General features: G+C 58.9%; 22 protein-coding genes. 14 read left to right on the forward strand and 8 right to left on the reverse strand.

Going from position 1 to position 16960, the window contains the following annotated elements; translation table 11 throughout:
• From KGA83_RS10800 to KGA83_RS10835, 8 genes are all read left to right on the forward strand, one after another.
• Window positions 1–137, forward strand: a 137-nt coding sequence (locus KGA83_RS10800) for an NAD(P)(+) transhydrogenase (Re/Si-specific) subunit beta (RefSeq protein WP_218429155.1), incomplete at its 5' end; no start/stop codon positions are given.
• A gap of 213 nt (window positions 138–350) precedes the next feature.
• Window positions 351–1844 carry an acetyl-CoA hydrolase/transferase family protein gene (locus KGA83_RS10805; RefSeq protein WP_223529707.1) on the forward strand — a complete coding sequence of 498 codons (1494 nt, stop codon included), beginning with the start codon at window positions 351–353 and terminating at the stop codon, window positions 1842–1844.
• 319 nt (window positions 1845–2163) lie between these two features.
• Window positions 2164–2379 carry a DUF1127 domain-containing protein gene (locus KGA83_RS10810; protein ID WP_108218709.1) on the forward strand — a complete coding sequence of 72 codons (216 nt, stop codon included), beginning with the start codon at window positions 2164–2166 and terminating at the stop codon, window positions 2377–2379.
• A gap of 258 nt (window positions 2380–2637) precedes the next feature.
• Window positions 2638–2847, forward strand: coding sequence for a DUF1127 domain-containing protein (locus tag KGA83_RS10815; RefSeq protein WP_108218877.1), 210 nt, complete (start codon window positions 2638–2640; stop codon window positions 2845–2847).
• Window positions 2848–2990: 143 nt separating this feature from the next.
• Window positions 2991–3311, forward strand: a complete 321-nt coding sequence (locus KGA83_RS10820; protein ID WP_108218710.1) for a DUF2388 domain-containing protein — start codon at window positions 2991–2993, stop codon at window positions 3309–3311.
• A gap of 107 nt (window positions 3312–3418) precedes the next feature.
• A complete protein-coding gene (locus KGA83_RS10825) occupies window positions 3419–3736 on the forward strand; it encodes a DUF2388 domain-containing protein (protein WP_108218711.1) in 318 nt (105 codons plus the stop codon).
• A gap of 27 nt (window positions 3737–3763) precedes the next feature.
• Window positions 3764–4084 (forward strand): DUF2388 domain-containing protein, encoded by a 321-nt coding sequence (locus KGA83_RS10830; RefSeq protein ID WP_057712574.1) that lies wholly within the window; start codon window positions 3764–3766, stop codon window positions 4082–4084.
• Entirely contained in the window at window positions 4081–6042 is a 1962-nt protein-coding gene (locus tag KGA83_RS10835) for a DUF4105 domain-containing protein (RefSeq protein WP_223529708.1), read from the forward strand. The genes KGA83_RS10830 and KGA83_RS10835 overlap by 4 nt, the downstream gene beginning before the upstream one ends.
• Window positions 6043–6105: 63 nt before the next feature.
• Here KGA83_RS10835 and trpA read toward each other — a convergent pair whose 3' ends face one another.
• Complete coding sequence (gene trpA / locus KGA83_RS10840) at window positions 6106–6918, reverse strand: tryptophan synthase subunit alpha (RefSeq protein ID WP_108218713.1); 813 nt, start codon at window positions 6916–6918, stop codon at window positions 6106–6108.
• Window positions 6918–8153 (reverse strand): tryptophan synthase subunit beta, encoded by a 1236-nt coding sequence (gene trpB, locus KGA83_RS10845; RefSeq protein WP_108218714.1) that lies wholly within the window; start codon window positions 8151–8153, stop codon window positions 6918–6920. The genes trpA and trpB overlap by 1 nt, the downstream gene beginning before the upstream one ends.
• A gap of 124 nt (window positions 8154–8277) precedes the next feature.
• On the opposite strand from trpB, the gene KGA83_RS10850 reads away from it, so the two are divergent.
• On the forward strand, window positions 8278–9171 hold the full coding sequence (locus KGA83_RS10850; RefSeq protein ID WP_223529709.1) for a LysR family transcriptional regulator: 894 nt from the start codon (window positions 8278–8280) through the stop codon (window positions 9169–9171).
• On the opposite strand, the gene KGA83_RS10855 is transcribed toward KGA83_RS10850, so the two are convergent.
• Window positions 9168–9491, reverse strand: coding sequence for a YqjD family protein (locus KGA83_RS10855; RefSeq protein WP_007969764.1), 324 nt, complete (start codon window positions 9489–9491; stop codon window positions 9168–9170). The genes KGA83_RS10850 and KGA83_RS10855 overlap by 4 nt on opposite strands.
• Window positions 9492–9648: 157 nt before the next feature.
• Here KGA83_RS10855 and KGA83_RS10860 point away from each other — a divergent pair, with 157 nt between their 5' ends.
• Together KGA83_RS10860 and KGA83_RS10865 are read left to right on the forward strand one after the other, a co-directional pair.
• Entirely contained in the window at window positions 9649–9864 is a 216-nt protein-coding gene (locus tag KGA83_RS10860) for a dodecin (RefSeq protein ID WP_015092929.1), read from the forward strand.
• Window positions 9865–9987: 123 nt separating this feature from the next.
• Entirely contained in the window at window positions 9988–10209 is a 222-nt protein-coding gene (locus tag KGA83_RS10865) for a DUF1161 domain-containing protein (protein WP_108218717.1), read from the forward strand.
• A 68-nt stretch (window positions 10210–10277) separates the two neighbouring features.
• Here the strand turns inward: KGA83_RS10865 and KGA83_RS10870 are convergent, their stop codons facing one another.
• Complete coding sequence (locus tag KGA83_RS10870) at window positions 10278–11279, reverse strand: LLM class flavin-dependent oxidoreductase (protein ID WP_108218718.1); 1002 nt, start codon at window positions 11277–11279, stop codon at window positions 10278–10280.
• A 157-nt stretch (window positions 11280–11436) separates the two neighbouring features.
• On the opposite strand from KGA83_RS10870, the gene KGA83_RS10875 reads away from it, so the two are divergent.
• Both KGA83_RS10875 and KGA83_RS10880 read left to right on the forward strand, forming a co-directional pair.
• Complete coding sequence (locus tag KGA83_RS10875) at window positions 11437–11616, forward strand: hypothetical protein (protein WP_223529710.1); 180 nt, start codon at window positions 11437–11439, stop codon at window positions 11614–11616.
• 53 nt (window positions 11617–11669) lie between these two features.
• Window positions 11670–11903 (forward strand): DUF1161 domain-containing protein, encoded by a 234-nt coding sequence (locus tag KGA83_RS10880; protein ID WP_108218719.1) that lies wholly within the window; start codon window positions 11670–11672, stop codon window positions 11901–11903.
• A 4-nt stretch (window positions 11904–11907) separates the two neighbouring features.
• On the opposite strand, the gene KGA83_RS10885 is transcribed toward KGA83_RS10880, so the two are convergent.
• On the reverse strand, window positions 11908–12330 hold the full coding sequence (locus KGA83_RS10885; protein WP_108218720.1) for a hypothetical protein: 423 nt from the start codon (window positions 12328–12330) through the stop codon (window positions 11908–11910).
• 41 nt (window positions 12331–12371) lie between these two features.
• Window positions 12372–12794, reverse strand: a complete 423-nt coding sequence (locus tag KGA83_RS10890) for a hypothetical protein (protein WP_223529740.1) — start codon at window positions 12792–12794, stop codon at window positions 12372–12374.
• 59 nt (window positions 12795–12853) lie between these two features.
• Here KGA83_RS10890 and KGA83_RS10895 point away from each other — a divergent pair, with 59 nt between their 5' ends.
• Window positions 12854–13951 carry an aminopeptidase gene (locus KGA83_RS10895; protein WP_223529712.1) on the forward strand — a complete coding sequence of 366 codons (1098 nt, stop codon included), beginning with the start codon at window positions 12854–12856 and terminating at the stop codon, window positions 13949–13951.
• On the opposite strand, the gene KGA83_RS10900 is transcribed toward KGA83_RS10895, so the two are convergent.
• Entirely contained in the window at window positions 13933–15162 is a 1230-nt protein-coding gene (locus KGA83_RS10900; protein WP_108218723.1) for a nucleoside recognition domain-containing protein, read from the reverse strand. The two genes, KGA83_RS10895 and KGA83_RS10900, sit on opposite strands and share 19 nt — an antisense overlap.
• A 190-nt stretch (window positions 15163–15352) precedes the next feature.
• Complete coding sequence (gene gltP, locus KGA83_RS10905; RefSeq protein ID WP_108218725.1) at window positions 15353–16684, reverse strand: glutamate/aspartate:proton symporter GltP; 1332 nt, start codon at window positions 16682–16684, stop codon at window positions 15353–15355.
• Window positions 16685–16960 lie beyond the last annotated feature (276 nt).

Raw genomic sequence — 16960 nt, forward strand, 5'->3', positions numbered from 1 at the left:
CCATCATCGTCAACAAGCGCTCGATGGCCAGCGGCTATGCCGGTCTGGACAACGAGCTGTTCTACCTGGACAAGACCATGATGGTGTTCGGTGACGCCAAGAAGGTCATCGAAGACATGGTCAAGGCTGTCGAGTAACCCTCTGCGGTACACAGAACGCCCCGACTCGTCGGGGCGTTTTTGTTTGCGCAAATCGTCGGACAAACCATTCTTTTGTTACCGATCCGGTAACGGTGTTTTGCTTGAAAGGCCCGAAATAGACGCCTCGATTGCGACCTTGGTAGCGGGACAGAACTCAGCGCAATTCACTAGACTGCACGTCCTGCTACCTGCTGCCCGAGATAATAATCCATGTACCGTGACCGTATTCGCCTGCCTTCGTTGTTGGACAAAGTGATGAGCGCTGCCGACGCTGCCGCTCTGATTGAGGACGGCATGACCGTCGGCATGAGTGGCTTCACTCGCGCAGGCGAAGCCAAGGCCGTCCCCCAGGCGCTGGCCGAGCGCGCCAAGGTCACGCCGCTGAAGATCAGCCTGATGACCGGCGCAAGCCTGGGCAACGACCTCGACAAGCAGCTGACCGAAGCCGGTGTGTTGTCGCGACGCATGCCGTTTCAGGTCGACAGCACCCTGCGCAAGGCGATCAATGCCGGCGAGGTCATGTTCATCGACCAACACTTGTCGGAAACCGTGGAGCAATTGCGCAACCAGCAATTGAAACTGCCGGACATTGCCGTGATTGAAGCCGTAGCGATCACCGAGCAAGGGCATATCGTGCCAACCACCTCGGTCGGCAACTCGGCCAGCTTCGCGATTTTCGCCAAGCACGTGATCGTCGAGATCAATATGGCACACAACCCGAACCTCGAAGGTCTGCACGACATCTATATTCCGACCTACCGTCCGACCCGCACGCCGATTCCACTGGTCAAGGTCGACGACCGCATTGGCAGCACCGCCATCCCGATTCCAGCGGAAAAGATCGTCGCCATCGTGGTCACCAACCAGGCTGACTCACCCTCCACTGTGCTGGCACCGGACGCCGAGACTCAGGCCATTGCCGACCACCTCATCGACTTCTTCAAACAGGAAGTGGCAGCCGGGCGCATGACCAACAAGCTCGGCCCGCTACAAGCCGGTATCGGCACCATCGCCAACTCGGTGATGTGTGGCCTGATCGACTCGCCGTTCGAAGACCTGACGATGTATTCCGAGGTACTGCAGGATTCGACCTTCGACCTGATCGATGCGGGCAAGCTGAGTTTTGCTTCGGGCAGTTCGATCACCCTGTCGAGCCGGCGCAATGCCGACGTGTTCGGCAATCTGGAGCGCTACAAAGACAAACTGGTCCTGCGCCCGCAGGAGATCTCCAACCACCCTGAAGTCGTGCGCCGCCTCGGCATCATCGGCATCAACACCGCCCTGGAGTTCGACATCTATGGCAACGTCAACTCCACCCATGTCTGCGGTACACGGATGATGAACGGCATCGGTGGCTCGGGCGACTTCGCGCGCAACGCGCACCTGTCCGTGTTCGTGACCAAGTCGATCGCCAAGGGCGGTGCGATCTCCAGCGTGGTGCCGATGGTCAGCCACGTTGACCATACCGAACATGACGTCGACATCCTCGTGACCGAAGTCGGTCTGGCAGACCTGCGAGGCCTGGCACCGCGGGAGCGTGCCCGGATCATCATCGACAAATGCGTGCACCCGGATTACCGCCAGGCGCTGAATGATTACTTCACCGCCGCATGCGCCATCGGCGGGCACACCCCGCACATTCTGCGTGACGCCCTGAGCTGGCACATAAACCTGGAAGAAACCGGGCAAATGCTGGAGAAGTAATTGGTACAGATAGCAGCTGGCGCAAACACAGTTTCGTCAGCTTGCTCTTGCCTCTTCGCAATATGAAAAAAACTGTACTGCTGTACCGGTCATTTCCTAGGGAAAATTCCTACCTCATCGAGCAAAAACAGCAATTTTGCACCTTAATAGTGCGGACAGGTACAGTTGCCTCAAATTAGACCAGTACACCCCCTATAAACAGTTAACTGAGCCCTCACAATACAGATGAACTGTATCTACAGAGACTAGGCAAACGAGAGGATCATGGGCACCAGTTAAACCACTACCTAATCCCGCCATAAGCGGAAGGATGACCACCATGGAACGTACACTCAGTTCCGATCTGTTCTTTCAAGACACTGCTGCAAAAACCCAGGCCTCCCTGCCTCTGCGCGTTATCGCCAACCTGATGCTGTGGCAGCGCCGCATCACCAGCCGCCATCAACTGGCTCGCCTGGATTCGCGTCTGCTGGCTGACGCCGGGATTAGCGAAGCACAACGCTACGAAGAGCTGAGCAAGCCGTTCTGGCGCTAAGTTAGCGTCGCTGGCTCTGACCTGAAGGTCCACCGCCAGCAACCCGAATTGAAAAAACAAGACCCGTCGTGGGAAACCACGACGGGTTTTGTCGTTTTGGCCTGGCAAATCTGCTTTTACAGTAGGGAACCATGAACACCAGTACAGTTTGAAAAAACAACTAACTGGATGAGTACAATATCGTTGTGGTGTGTCTGTAGTGGATTTTCGACCGGTGTCAGCATGATGCTTTCCACTTATCGGCAGAGGGACCGCAGCATGAGTTCTTTACAGGATGTTTCCACCCCATCAACTCAATCGAGACCTTGCTTGCGCTGGGCCAGACACCTGCTGACAGAACTCTTCGCCAGCCTGGAAAGGGCGAGAACACGACGTTTACTGGCTCAACTCGATGATCATCAGCTATCGGATCTTGGCATCAGCCACGCTGAGCGCGTCAATGAACTGGATAAACCGTTCTGGCGTTGACTGCCTGTTTGCATGACGGGCTGTTCGAACTGACACACTCAGGCCTAATATCAAACCAGAACGTGGCGAGCGCCAAGCGCCTGGCGTCTGACTTTGCAGACACTGCGCCATTTTTCAATTGGTTTACCCTAAGGAGTTACCCCATGTCCCGTCTTCGCCTGCTTAGCGCTGCGGCCCTGTTTGCCGTGGCTGCCAGTGCTCAAGCCAGCAGCTTCATCGTGACCACCGACGCTGTTGTCAACGCGCTCAAAGCCACGTCCGATGCGACCTCCGACGTCATCTCGTCTTCGTTCAAGGATGACAAGATCGTCCTCGCGGCCCGTGACGACGCTGCCAGCTTCGTCGCCAGTGAAGGTTCCATCCGCGGCGTGAAGCTGGAAAGCGCCATCGACCACATTCACCGCCAGGCGCCACAGCTGAACGCAACCGACGCCCAACTGGCGCAAGCGATCCTGACAATCTAAACGACTGCACAGACATGGGGCACGCCCGACGTGTCCCAATGTTTCGGCGCTGGCTCTAGAACGGGCCTTGCGCTAGGCTTGGGACTCACGCTCAATTGTCGAGTCTCATGCGTTTCCCTTCAGTTTTATTGATCGCTCCAGTCTTTCTTACCCTTGGCTGCTGCGGATCAGCCCACGCTTATGACGCCTTCAACCTGTCTACCCAAGGCATCGTCGCCAGCGGTTACGCCACAAGTTTGGTGACCAGCGCCCCCTTCGACCATAAACTGCTGCTCGCCGCCCAGGACGACGCGGCGGCATTCATTGCCAGCGACGGCCAACTGAGAGGCGCACGACTGGAGTCGGCCCTGCGGTATCTGCGCCGAACCCAGGCAAAACTTCATGCCAGCGACCTTGAACTGGCACAAGCAATTCTCGTCCAATAGCTATCCCTGTTTTTCTGGAGTCATTCCATGCGTAACCCGCTGATTGCTGCCACCTTAGGCCTGTTACTTTTGGCCGATGTGGCCCAGGCACATACTCTGGTTGCCACCAGTAATATTCTGATCCGTGCTACCCAGCGCACCCTCGATTTCACCTCCGACACCACCACGTCCATTCGCGATTCGAAAATCGTGCGCGAAGCCCAGGACGACGCCGCCAGTTTCGTTGCCAGCAATGGCGACATTCGTGGCGCTCACCTGGAATCCGCTTTCGACTTGCTGCGCACCCGCGTGCCGGAAGCGCGCGACGCCAGTGATCAGGATCTCGCCGAAGCCATCCTCGCACTGTGAAGCGTCCACGCGCCTGGCTGCTGGCCGGGGCCCTGTTGCTGCTCGCCAACACGGCCCACGCAGGCCTTCAGTTACAGCTCAAGACCGAAGGTCTGACGCCCGCACAACAGCAAGCCAGCCAGGCGTTGCTCGATGAAGCCATGCAGGCGCTGCCGCCACGCTTTATCGAGCAACTCGATCGACGCATCGACGTTGGCTGGACCGATGACATGCCACGCAACGCCTACGGTCAGGCATCACTGGTGTCCGAGCTCGATCTGAACCGCAACCTGCTGGCCGGCCTCACCGATGGCAGCGCCGCGACGAGGAAAACCCATCGCCCCCATGGCACCGTGCGCCGGGAAATGCTGGCCACGGTGTTGCACGAGCTGACTCACATCTACGATCGCTCGCGCCTGTGGCCGGATGCCGAACGCAAGCTGATTCAACGCTGCACCCAGCGCAACAACAGCTCAGGGCTGGTTGGCATTCCCGACCAGTGCCGGGGCGAGTCGGATCGGCGTTTTACCCTCAGTGACGATCCACGCCTGCTCGACCTCGCCGGTTGGCAGCAATACGTAGGCCGTCGCGGTGAACGCGAACAGCACAACCGCCAGATTGCCCGCAGTCCGGATATCTACGAGACAAGCAGTCCAAAGGAATTCGTCGCGGTCAACATGGAGTATTTCCTCCTCGACCCGAGCTACGCCTGCCGCCGACCCGCACTGTACCGCTACTACAAGGAACATTTCGGTTGGGCGCCCGCCACCAAAAACACCTGCAGTAAAACCTTCGCGTTCCTCAATGCCGGCAACGACTTCGCCAAGACACCTTTGGGCCAGGTCGATCCGGAGCGGGTGTATGCCGTTGACTATCTGCTGGCCGAAGCTAACCAGAACCTGTTCAGCCGCTGGGGCCACAGCATGTTGCGCCTGGTGATCTGCGCGCCGGGCCGACCACGCGGACCGGATTGTCGACTGGACCTGGACCAGCATCTGGTGCTGTCGTACCGCGCCTTCGTCGGCGACGTACAGCTGTCGAGCTGGGATGGCCTGGTCGGTAAATACCCGTCGCGGCTGTTTATCCTGCCGCTGTCCCAGGTCATTGACGAATACACCAAGACCGAACTGCGCAGCTTGGCCTCCGTACCCCTGAACCTGTCGCGCAGAGAGATTGAAGACGTGGTCGGACGTGCCGCCGAGATGCACTGGAGCTACGACGGCAACTACTTCTTCCTGTCGAACAACTGCGCAGTGGAAGAACTGAAATTGCTGCGCGGCGGGACCAACAACCCACAGTTGGTTGGACTCGACAACATCATGCCCAACGGTTTGCTGGAAGTGCTGAAGGGACGAGGACTGGCGGACACCAGCGTGCTGGACGATCCACGGGAAGCCCTGCGCCTGGGTTATCGTTTCGACTCCTTCCGCGATCGCTATCAAGCCATGTTCGAAGTGCTGAAAAAGCGCTTGCCGATCAAACAGGAAACCGTCGAAGACTGGCTCGACTTGAAAGCCGCGCAGCGTCGGCAATGGTTCGAGCAGGCTGATTTGCGCACCAGTGCGGCGTTGCTTCTGCTGGAGCAAGCGAGTTTCCGCCGGCAGTTGCTGTTGGCCCAGGATGAAGTGAAACAGCGTTATCTGGGCGCCCGAGAACTGAAGAATGGCGGCATGGACAAGGCCAACGAGACGCTCAAGGACATTCTCGCCAACAGTGGCTTCCTCAGCCGGCCGGCGGAGCTGCTGGGCACCAACGGTTATGGCTTGCCACAGTCGAGCGAGTGGGAGCACCTGGAATCGGAAAGCAGCCAGCGCCAGAAGCAGCTCCTGGCGCTGTCCGGGGACCTGGACAAGGAAGTGAGAGCGTTGCTTGAACCGGGCCGTGCCGCCGAAATGGCTGCCAATGAGGCCAACGTGAAACAGATTGGCGAGCACCTGCGCAAATTGCACAAGGCGTCAGGCGGGATAGAGTTGCCTTGATACCGCAACCTTGTGGGAGCGAGCTTGCTCCCACAAGGTTTACAGCGTTTAGGAGCTTCACCCTCAGCTGACGCGGGCCTTACGCACGCCGTCCGCCAACGCCGAGCACAGGCTCAATACACCGTCGACTGCCTGATCCGCTGTTGCCGCATTGGCGATCTGGTCGATCAATGCCGAACCCACCACCACACCGTCAGCCAAGCGAGCGATGGACGCCGCCTGCTCTGGGGTACGGATACCGAAACCGATACTGATCGGCAGGTCGGTATGGCGGCGCAGACGGGCGACCGCTTCCTCGACGTGTTCCAGCGTGGCGGCACCGGCACCGGTCACACCGGCCACCGAGACGTAGTAGACGAAACCGGAGCTGCCGTTGAGAACGGTCGGCAGGCGCACATCGTCGGTGGTTGGCGTGGTCAAGCGGATAAAATCCAGGCCCGCGGCCTGCGCCGGGTCGCACAGCTCGCCGTTATGCTCCGGCGGCAGGTCGACCACGATCAGGCCGTCAACGCCGGCCTCTTTGGCTTCGGCAATGAAGCGCGGTACGCCGTACATGTGGATCGGGTTGAAGTACCCCATCAGCACCAGCGGCGTATCGTTGTTGTCCTGGCGGAACTCGCGAACCATTTGCAGGGTTTTTGCCAGATTCTGCTTGGCACCCAACGCACGGATGTTGGCGAGCTGGATGGCCGGGCCGTCAGCCATCGGGTCGGTGAAGGGCATGCCCAGCTCGATCACGTCGGCACCAGCCGCCGGCAAGCCCTTGAGGATGGCCAGGGACGTGTCGTAGCCCGGGTCGCCGGCGGTCACGAAAGTCACCAGGGCGGCGCGGTTCTGTTCCTTGAGTTCGGCAAAACGCGTTTGCAGGCGGCTCATCAGTGTTTCTCCTGCTTGGATTGCTCGTGTTGAGAGTGTTCCATGTGGTGCATCACGGTCTGCATGTCTTTGTCGCCACGACCGGACAGGTTGACCACCATCAGGTGATCCTTTGGCAGGCTCGGTGCGCGCTTAAATACTTCAGCCAAGGCGTGGGCGCTCTCCAGGGCAGGGATGATCCCTTCCAGGCGGCAGCACTGGTGAAACGCGGCGAGGGCTTCGTCATCGGTCACCGAGGTGTACTGAACGCGGCCAATGTCGTGCAACCAGGCGTGTTCCGGACCGATGCCCGGGTAGTCGAGGCCGGCAGAGATCGAGTGGGCGTCGATGATCTGGCCATCGTCGTCCTGCAGCAGGAAGGTGCGGTTGCCGTGCAACACACCCGGTACGCCGCCGTTCAGGCTGGCCGCATGCTTGCCGGTCTCGATGCCGTAACCGGCAGCTTCAACGCCGATGATTTCGACGCTCTTGTCGTCGAGGAACGGGTGGAACAGGCCCATGGCGTTGGAACCACCGCCAATGCACGCCACCAGGCTATCTGGCAGACGGCCCTCCTGGGCTTGCAGTTGCTCACGGGTTTCCTTGCCGATCACGGCCTGGAAGTCGCGAACCATTGCCGGGTAAGGGTGCGGACCGGCCACGGTGCCGATCAGGTAGAAGGTGCTGTCGACGTTGGTCACCCAGTCACGCAGGGCTTCGTTCATCGCATCCTTCAGCGTGCCGGTGCCGGCCACCACCGGGATAACCTCGGCACCCAGCAGCTTCATGCGAAACACGTTGGCCTGCTGACGTTCGATGTCAGTAGTGCCCATGTAAATCACGCAATCCAGACCGAAACGCGCAGCAACGGTGGCAGTGGCCACACCGTGCATGCCGGCGCCGGTCTCGGCGATGATGCGCTTTTTGCCCATGCGTCGCGCCAGCAGGATCTGGCCGATGCAGTTGTTGATCTTGTGCGCGCCGGTGTGGTTCAGCTCTTCACGCTTGAGGTAGATCTTCGCGCCGCCACAGAATTCGGTCAGGCGCTCGGCGAAGTACAGTGGGCTTGGACGTCCGACGTAGTCGCGCTGGAAGTAGGCCAGTTCCTCCTTGAATGCAGGATCTTCCTTGGCCAGCTCATATTCACGGGCCAGGTCGAGGATCAACGGCATCAGGGTTTCGGCAACGTAGCGACCGCCGAACGCGCCAAACAGGCCGTTGGCATCAGGGCCGTTGCGCAGATTAGTCTGGGTCATTTGGCGCTCCAGTTGAATGCGTGAAGTGATGCATAAAGAGATAGTGGGCTTCACTCTACCCCTGACGCCCCGGCCTGAAAACCGATAAGATCGCCACAACCTGTCAGGAAAACTCACAGATCCCATGAGCCATGACCTTCCTCCGCTGAACGCGCTTCGCGCCTTCGAAGCCACTGCCCGCTTGAACAGCGTCAGTCAGGCGGCCGAACAGTTGCACGTCACCCATGGGGCCGTCAGCCGGCAACTCAAGGTGCTTGAAGAACACCTCGGCGTAAGCTTGTTCGTCAAGGACGGTCGCGGCCTGAAACTCACAGATGCCGGGTTGCGCCTGCGTGATGCCAGCAGCGAGGCCTTCGAGCGTCTGCGCAGCGTTTGCGCTGAACTCACACAAAGCACGGCCGATGCTCCATTCGTGCTCGGTTGCTCGGGAAGCCTGCTGGCGCGCTGGTTTATCCCGCGACTGGGGAGACTCAATGCCGACCTGCCGGACTTGCGCCTGCACCTGTCGGCCGGAGAAGGCGATCTGGATCCGCGAAGACCGGGGCTGGATGCCTTGCTGGTCTTTGCCGAGCCACCATGGCCGGCGGACATGCAGGTTTTTGAGCTGGCCAGCGAACGCATCGGCCCGGTCATGAGCCCGCGGTTCGCCGGCTATGAACGGCTCAAGCAGGCGCCGGAAACCGCGCTGCTGAGCGAACCCTTGCTACACACCACCTCACGCCCACAAGCCTGGCCGAACTGGGCGCAACCACGCGGACTCGACGCCAGGGCGCTGAAGTACGGTCAGGGATTTGAACATTTGTATTACTTGCTGGAAGCCGCCGTCGCGGGTCTGGGCGTGGCGATTGCCCCCGAACCCCTGGTGGCGGAGGACTTGAAGGCCGGTCGCCTGGTTGCACCATGGGGCTTCAGTGAAACCCCGGCAAACCTGGCGTTGTGGCTCCCCAAGCGCGCCGCGGACGGGCGCGCCCGGCAACTGGCGCAGTGGCTCAAGAACGAACTGCGTCGAACGGATTAATCACGCTTGCACAACAGATAAGCGGCCAGCAGGCCTAATGCGCCCACGGCGACACCGGCTGTTGTCCAGGGGTGTTCCTGGGCGTAGTCCCGGGTGGCAATCCCGGTTTCGCGGGTTTTGACCTTGACCTCTTCATAGGCGTCGGCCAGCAAATGGCGCGAGTGCTTCAAGGCATTCTCGGCGTTGCTTTTCAGGGTCTTGAGTGTTTTACGCGACTCGTCCGAGGCGTCGTCCTTCAAGCTTTCCAAAGACTTGAGCAGACTCTCGATCTCGGCTTCCATGCTTTGCAATGAGGCTTTGCGTAACGAGGTGTTGGCCATGGTGACTCTCCTGCATTGGTGATGAGTGGCATGTGTTGGTTGGGACTTCAGGGGTTCGAGAAAGTGCAGAAAACCTGAACTTCATCCACAGAGCGACCAACAGAAAAAATAGGAAAAATCACTGCTAGGCTGTAATTCACACGCCGAGGAGAACGCCATGTCTGACCATCACACCTACAAGAAAGTCGAGCTGGTTGGCTCGTCCACCAGCAGTATCGAAGATGCAATCAACAACGCTCTGACCGAAGCCAGCAAGAGCATCAAGTACATGGAATGGTTTGAAGTGACCGAGACCCGTGGGCACATCAGGGACGGTAAGGCTGCGCACTTTCAGGTGACCTTGAAAGTCGGGTTCCGGATTGCCAGCAGCTGACTTTGGGCTAGTCTTCTGAACTTGCACGCCAGCCGAATGCCATAGGGAATGGCAAAGCACTCCATGAGCGCGTCCGGCTGACGGCTGGTTACCCCTATGATCCGACCAGGGAAAATGCAACCGATGAAGAAGTTTATGTTGGCAGTAGGTTTGTTGAGCCTTGCAGGGACCGCATTGGCGGGCGGCAAGCCATGCGAAGAGCTGAAAGCCGAAATCGCAGCGAAACTTGATGCCAAGGGCGTTTCCGGATATTCGCTGGAGATTGTCGATAAAGGTGCCGCTGCCGGCGGGCAAGTAGTTGGCAAATGCGAAGCAGGCGCCAAAGTGATCGTCTATAAAAAGTAGGCCGATTCCCGCCTGAATGAAAAAGCCGACGCCATGGCGCCGGCTTTTTTATGCCTGCCATTTGAGTATCAGCCTCGCATGACCTGCGCCAGCAACTCGTAGGAATGCACGCGATCCGAATGTTCGTACAGGTCACTGGTGAAAATCAGCTCGTCAGCCTGGGTCTGTTCGATCAGGACCTCGAGTTTGGCGCGGATTTTCTGCGGGCTGCCGATCATGGCCAGGCCAAGGAAATCGTGCACGGCCTCTTTCTCATGGGGCAGCCACAGGCCGTCCATGGTCTTCACCGGTGGACGCTGTACCAGGCTTTGGCCACGCATCAGGGCGAGAATCCGCTGGAACACCGAAGTCGCCAGGTAATCGGCCTGCTCGTCGGTATCGGCTGCCACTAAAGGCACGCCGAGCATCACGTAGGGTTTGTCCAAAACGGCTGACGGCTTGAAGTGATTGCGGTAGACCCGGATCGCTTCATGCATGTAGCGCGGCGCGAAATGCGATGCGAAGGCGTAGGGCAAACCGCGTTCACCGGCCAGCTGAGCGCTGAACAGGCTCGAACCCAACAACCAGACTGGCACATTGGTCCCGGTGCCCGGCATGGCGATGATGCGCTGGTCCGGAGTACGCGGCCCGAGATAGCGCACCAGCTCCGCCACATCTTCCGGGAAATCGTCGGCGCTGCCGGAGCGTTCACGGCGCAGCGCACGTGCGGTCATCTGGTCGGAACCGGGCGCGCGCCCCAGGCCCAGGTCAATGCGGCCCGGATAAAGACTTTCCAGGGTGCCAAACTGCTCGGCAATCACCAACGGTGCGTGGTTGGGCAACATCACCCCACCCGAACCGACTCGAATGGTCGACGTGCCACCGGCCAGGTAACCGAGCAGCACCGACGTCGCGGAACTGGCGATGCCGTCCATATTGTGGTGCTCAGCCACCCAGAAGCGGTTGTAACCGAATTTCTCGACGTGCTGCGCCAGGTCCAGCGAATTGCGCAGCGACTGGGCCGCGCTGCCGTTCTCGCGCACCGGCACCAGATCGAGGGTCGAGAACTTGATATCGGACAGTCGTTTCATAAACCTGCTTCTCCAATTGAGGGCGCAGGTTTGTTTTTGCGAACGCAAACCTGCCGAATCCAAAAGCGTGTTCATGCAATGTGGGCATATACCCGAGTTTCAATAGCCCGGTAAAAAATCCCTCGAAAAAAGCAGGCTGATCGGACAGGGCTGCCCGGTGTCCAACGTGCTGAATGCGAAGATCAGCCAGCAGGCCACACTGGTCGGCCAGATTTTTGTTGAAAACAAAAGATCGCAGCCTTGCGCAATCTGCCGGGATCATTCGGCAAAAAGTGCTCAAGTCTGCGATCTTTTTTGCGTCGCGACAGATTTGCCCGCTAAAACTGTGGTCGAATAAACGACAGCAGCGAAAACCCACGACTGTGCGCGCTGCGTCAAAGGAGCTTCAACATGAAACGTTTTACCCTGGCGGTTATCTGTTGCGCATTGACCACTTCGGCCCTCGCGGCACCTAAACCCTGCGAAGAACTCAAGGCCGAGATCGAAGCCAAGATCCAGGCCAGTGGCGTCACCGCCTACACGCTTGAAATCGTCACCAACGACGAGGTCCACGACCAGAACATGGTCGTTGGCTCGTGCGAAAACGGCACCAAGAAAATCATCTACCAGAAGAACGACCGCTGACACCTCACATCAAGCAGTAAGACTCCCGATCTTCTGCAACGATCTCCCGCTTGGCGTTGTATAGCCTGGCTTCAGGGATGAAGGCAATCGAGCGTCCTTCAAGCACATAACGTTGGCCGGCTTCGAAATGATCGAAGTTGATGGTCAAGTAACATATGCGTTCAGAAGGGCCGCCCATCATGTTCAAGCCCCCGCCACCAGGTACTTCGAAGTCGAAGCGGACGATCAGCTCATGGCTGCCAGGCATAACCTCAAAAAAACGCCCGTCGGCCAAGCGCTGTTTATCCAGACGCTCGGCCATCAGCAACTTATCGTTAGGGAAGGGCGTGGAAAATTCGACCCAGGCCATCTTTGGATTAGCCGTCGGCATCGGGCTCTGACAGCCAGCGACAATGCTGGCAGCCAGCAACAGCATCAACCTGTACATGATGAATGTCCCAAGGGGTTATACATTCAGCATAACGCCGATCAGGTGTGTTGACAGCCCGCAGGCGTGCCTTGACCAATCACTTTTCGCTGTTCATCGTAGAGTTTCGCCCAAGGCCGAAAACCGATGTTCCCCACCTTTAGCCGATAACGCTCGCCCGCGTTGAAGTCGTTGAATTTCACGTTCAACTGGCAATCGCGCCACAACGGTTCGGCATCAGGGCCGATGTTGGTGGGCTGGACCGAGAATTGGTAGCGGACCGTCAGCTCATGGCTACCGGGCTGGACCTGGAAATAGCGTTTGTCGTCGGTGGCCTTGTCATCGACCTCCAGCGCCTGCAGAGTCGTATCTTCTTGCTTCGAGTCCAGGTCGATCCAGGCTTGCGCAGGATCAGGGCGGGGTAGTCCGAAAAAAGCACAGCCGGCCAGCATCAGCAGGCCTCCTGTCAGTATCAACATGCGCATAGCAGAACTCCAGTCAGGCGGGATAATCTTGCGCAAAGACTCTCCAAGGAAGAATTATTGTGTTCAGGCCGCTTCCTAGCCTTGGATTACTTGATCGCGTATTTCGCGTTTTGTTTCCGGGTGCGATGTTTTTGTTGCTCAACGGTTGCGCCGGCGTCAGCTATTACAATCAACTGGCCAGCGGCCAACTGCAGTTGCTGCGGGCGAGGGAGCCGGTTTCCAGCGTGGTTGCCGACCCGGCGCGCGATCAAAAACTGCGTATACACCTGGAGCAATCGCAAAAAGCCCGAACGTTCGCCAGCCAGCAATTGCACCTGCCGGATAACCAAAGTTACCGCTTGTACGCAGACATTGGGCGCCCCTTCGTCGTCTGGAATGTCTTCGCCACGCCGGAGTTTTCCCTCAAACCCGTAAACCACTGCTTCCCCATCGCCGGTTGCGTGGCTTATCGCGGTTACTACAGCCAGAGTGCAGCCCGCGGCGAAGCAGCTTTGCAACGCTTGCAGGGCATGGACGTGTCGATTGGCGGTGTCGAGGCCTATTCGACACTCGGCTGGTTCAACGATCCGATCATCAGTTCGATGATGGGCTGGGGGGACGAGCGACTGGCCACGCTGATCTTTCACGAGCTGGCCCATCAACGCTTCTATGTGAAGGACGACACAGAGTTCAACGAATCCTTCGCCACCTTCGTCGAGCAGGAAGGTACTCGCCAATGGCGCGCCTACCGCCTCCTGCCACCGGATAACAATGCGCAGGCGCGTCAGCGCAACCAATTCACTGCGTTGGTGCTCAAGACCCGCACCCGACTGGAAAAGCTCTACACATTGCCATTGCCAACCGGACAAATGCGCCAGCGCAAGGCTGCCGAGTTCGAGCGCTTGCGCAGCGAATACCGGCAGTTGCGTGACAGTCAGTGGGCCGCAGACAAACGCTACGACACCTGGATCTATGCCCCGATGAACAATGCCCGGCTGTTGCCGTTTGGTTTATACGACCAATGGGTACCGGCATTTGCCGCGCTGTTCCATCAAGTGGATGGCGATTGGCTCAGGTTTTATGCCGCCGTGGAGAAGCTCGGCGCCTTGCCGGCGGGCGAGCGCAAGGCGGCGCTGAAAACATTGGCTGACAGGGCCGATCAACCAAAGAACCAATAGCAAACCCCGATTGCACCCAACACCCCGGCCAGCTCCGCCAGCAATGCACAACCGACGGCATGGCGCGCGCGCTGGATGCCCACGGCGCCGAAGTACACCGCCAGGACATAGAACGTCGTCTCGGTACTGCCCTGGACCGTTGCCGCCACCAGCGCCGGGAAGCTGTCGACGCCCGAGGTCTTCATGGTTTCGATCAGCATCGCCCGGGCAGCGCTACCGGAGAAGGGTTTGACCATCGCCGTCGGCAGCGCATCGACGAATCGCGTGTCCCAGCCGGCCCACGCGACCAGATGGCGAATCCCTTCCAGGCCGAAGTCCAGCGCACCGGAGGCTCGCAATACGCCCACCGCGCAGAGCATCGCCACCAGATAGGGCAGCAAGTTCTTGGCGACGTCGAACCCCTCTTTGGCACCCTCGATGAAGGCCTCGTAGACCTTCACCTTACGCAGCGCGCCGATCAGCAGAAACAGCATGATCAGGCCAAACAGCGTCAGGTTGCCGAGGATCGATGACAGACCGGCCAGCGCGCTCGCGGAAAGGGTCGCCAGTAACGCCATGAACCCACCAAGGGCGAGGGCACCGGGGATCATGTAAGCCAGCACCACGGGGTCCCAGATGCGCAGGCGCTGCATGAACGCCACCGACAGGAAGCCGACAATGGTCGAGCAACTGGTCGCCAACAGGATCGGCAGGAACACCAGCGTCGGGTCGGGCGCGCCTTGCTGGGCGCGATACATGAAGATGGTCACCGGCAGCAGGGTCAGCGAGGAGGCGTTGAGTACCAGGAACAGGATCTGTGCGTTGCTGGCGGCGGTAGCGCTGGGATTGAGTTCTTGCAGCGCTTTCATGGCCTTGAGACCGATCGGCGTGGCGGCGTTGTCCAGGCCCAGGCCGTTGGCGGCGAAGTTCAGGGTGATCAGGCCGATGGCCGGATGACCAGGCGGGACTTCAGGCATCAGGCGCAAAAACAGTGGCCCCAGGGCCTTGGCCAACCATTCGACGATCCCGGCTTTCTCGGCAATGCGCAGAAAGCCCAGCCAGAGGGTGAGGGTGCCAAACAGCAGCACCATGACTTCGACCGACAGCTTGGCCATGGAAAAAATGCTTTCCACCATTGCCGCGAAAATCCCGGCATTACCGCCGATCAGCCACTGCGCCAGCGCCGATACGGCTGCCACGATGAAGAAGCCAAGCCACAGGCCATTGAGCATCAGTCAAATCCCCCAAAAGATCCGCGAATGATAGCGGGGTGGCCAGAAACGACAAACCCCGGATTTCTCCGGGGTTTGTTGTAGGAGCGAGCTTGCTCGCGATGGACGTCAACGATGACGCGGGCATTCTGGATACGCGCGGTGTTCCTGCCACCATCGCGAGCAAGCTCGCTCCTACAGGGGATTTGTGTCAGTTGCTGGAGGTTTCGCCCGCCGGCAGTTTTTCCTTGCTGCGCCAGTGCGGCAGGGAGTTCCAGTAGCGCTGGCCCTTGGCGTCGTCGTACATCCCTTCCCAACGAGCGATAACCAGAACAGCCAGGGCGTTGCCGATCACGTTCAGTGCGGTACGGGCCATGTCCATGACGCGGTCGACACCGGCGATGAACGCCAGGCCTTCCAGAGGAATACCGACGCTGCCCAGGGTAGCCAGCAGCACCACGAAGGACACGCCCGGTACTCCGGCGATGCCTTTGGAGGTGACCATCAGCGTCAGTACCAGCAACAGTTGCTGACTGATCGACAGGTCGATGCCATACAGCTGGGCAATGAAGATCGCCGCGATGCTTTGGTACAGGGTCGAACCGTCGAGGTTGAACGAGTAACCGGTCGGCACCACGAAGCTGCAAATGGCTTTCGGCGCGCCGTAGGCTTCCATCTTCTCGATCACGCGCGGCAGCACGGTTTCGGAACTGGCGGTGGAGTAGGCCAGTACCAGCTCATCCTTGAAGATGCGCATCAGCTTGATCACCGAGAAGCCGAACAGGCGAGCGATCAGGCCCAGGACCACGAAAGCGAAGAAGGCGATGGCGACGTAAACCAGGATCACCAGTTTGGCCAGCGGTATCAGCGAGGCGAAGCCGAAGTTGGCCACGGTTACCGCGATCAGTGCGAACACGCCGATCGGGGCGTAGTTCATGATCATGTGAGTGACCTTGAACATGCTTTCCGATACGCCCTGGAACATCTTCACCAGCGGTTCGCGCAGGTCCGCCTGCAGGCTCGACAAACCGAGACCGAACAATACAGAGAAGAAGATGATCGGCAGCATTTCGCCGCGAACCATGGCCGCAAAGATGTTCGACGGGATCAGGTTGAGGATGGTTTGGACGAACGCGTGTTCATGCTGAACCTCGGCCGCCGTCGCCTGGTACTTGGAAATGTCCACAGTACCCAGGGTGCTCATGTCGATGCCGGCCCCCGGATGGAACAGGTTGGCCAGCAGCAGACCGACCACGATGGCGATGGTGGTGACGATCTCGAAGTAAATGATGGTCTTGAAGCCGATACGCCCCAGCTTCTTGGCGTCACCGACGCCGGCAATGCCGACAATCAGGGAGGAGATGACGATCGGGATTACGATCATCTTGATCAGACGGATAAAGATATCGCCTGCCGGTTGCAGGACGTTGCTGATCCACCAGGCTTTTTCGGCACTGAAATGGTTGAGCAGCGCACCGATTGCAATCCCTAATACCAGACCGATGAGGATCTGCCAGGCGAGGCTGAGCTTTGCCTTCTTCATATCTTTACCCTTAATTGTTGTTTGACTCAGGGAGATGCGCGAACTGGAACGCTTATGGCGAAAAAGTCTAGTGCATCTTCCCCCTGTATAAGGTGCCCCCGGAACCCGTGTTTACACGCTTTCTGGCAGGCGAAAAAAGGCGCAACTATTCCGATGCAAGGGAGCGCCGTCTAATGCCGTAAACGCCTACCCCATGCCGAATCGGCATGGGGGTTTTTTAGTAAAACGCGCGCCCCAACCGGTTCGAATACGACATTTCGGCAGGCATAAGTGCCG

The sequence above is a fragment of the Pseudomonas sp. GL-R-19 genome (assembly GCF_019956375.1).
GTDB lineage: Bacteria > Pseudomonadota > Gammaproteobacteria > Pseudomonadales > Pseudomonadaceae > Aquipseudomonas.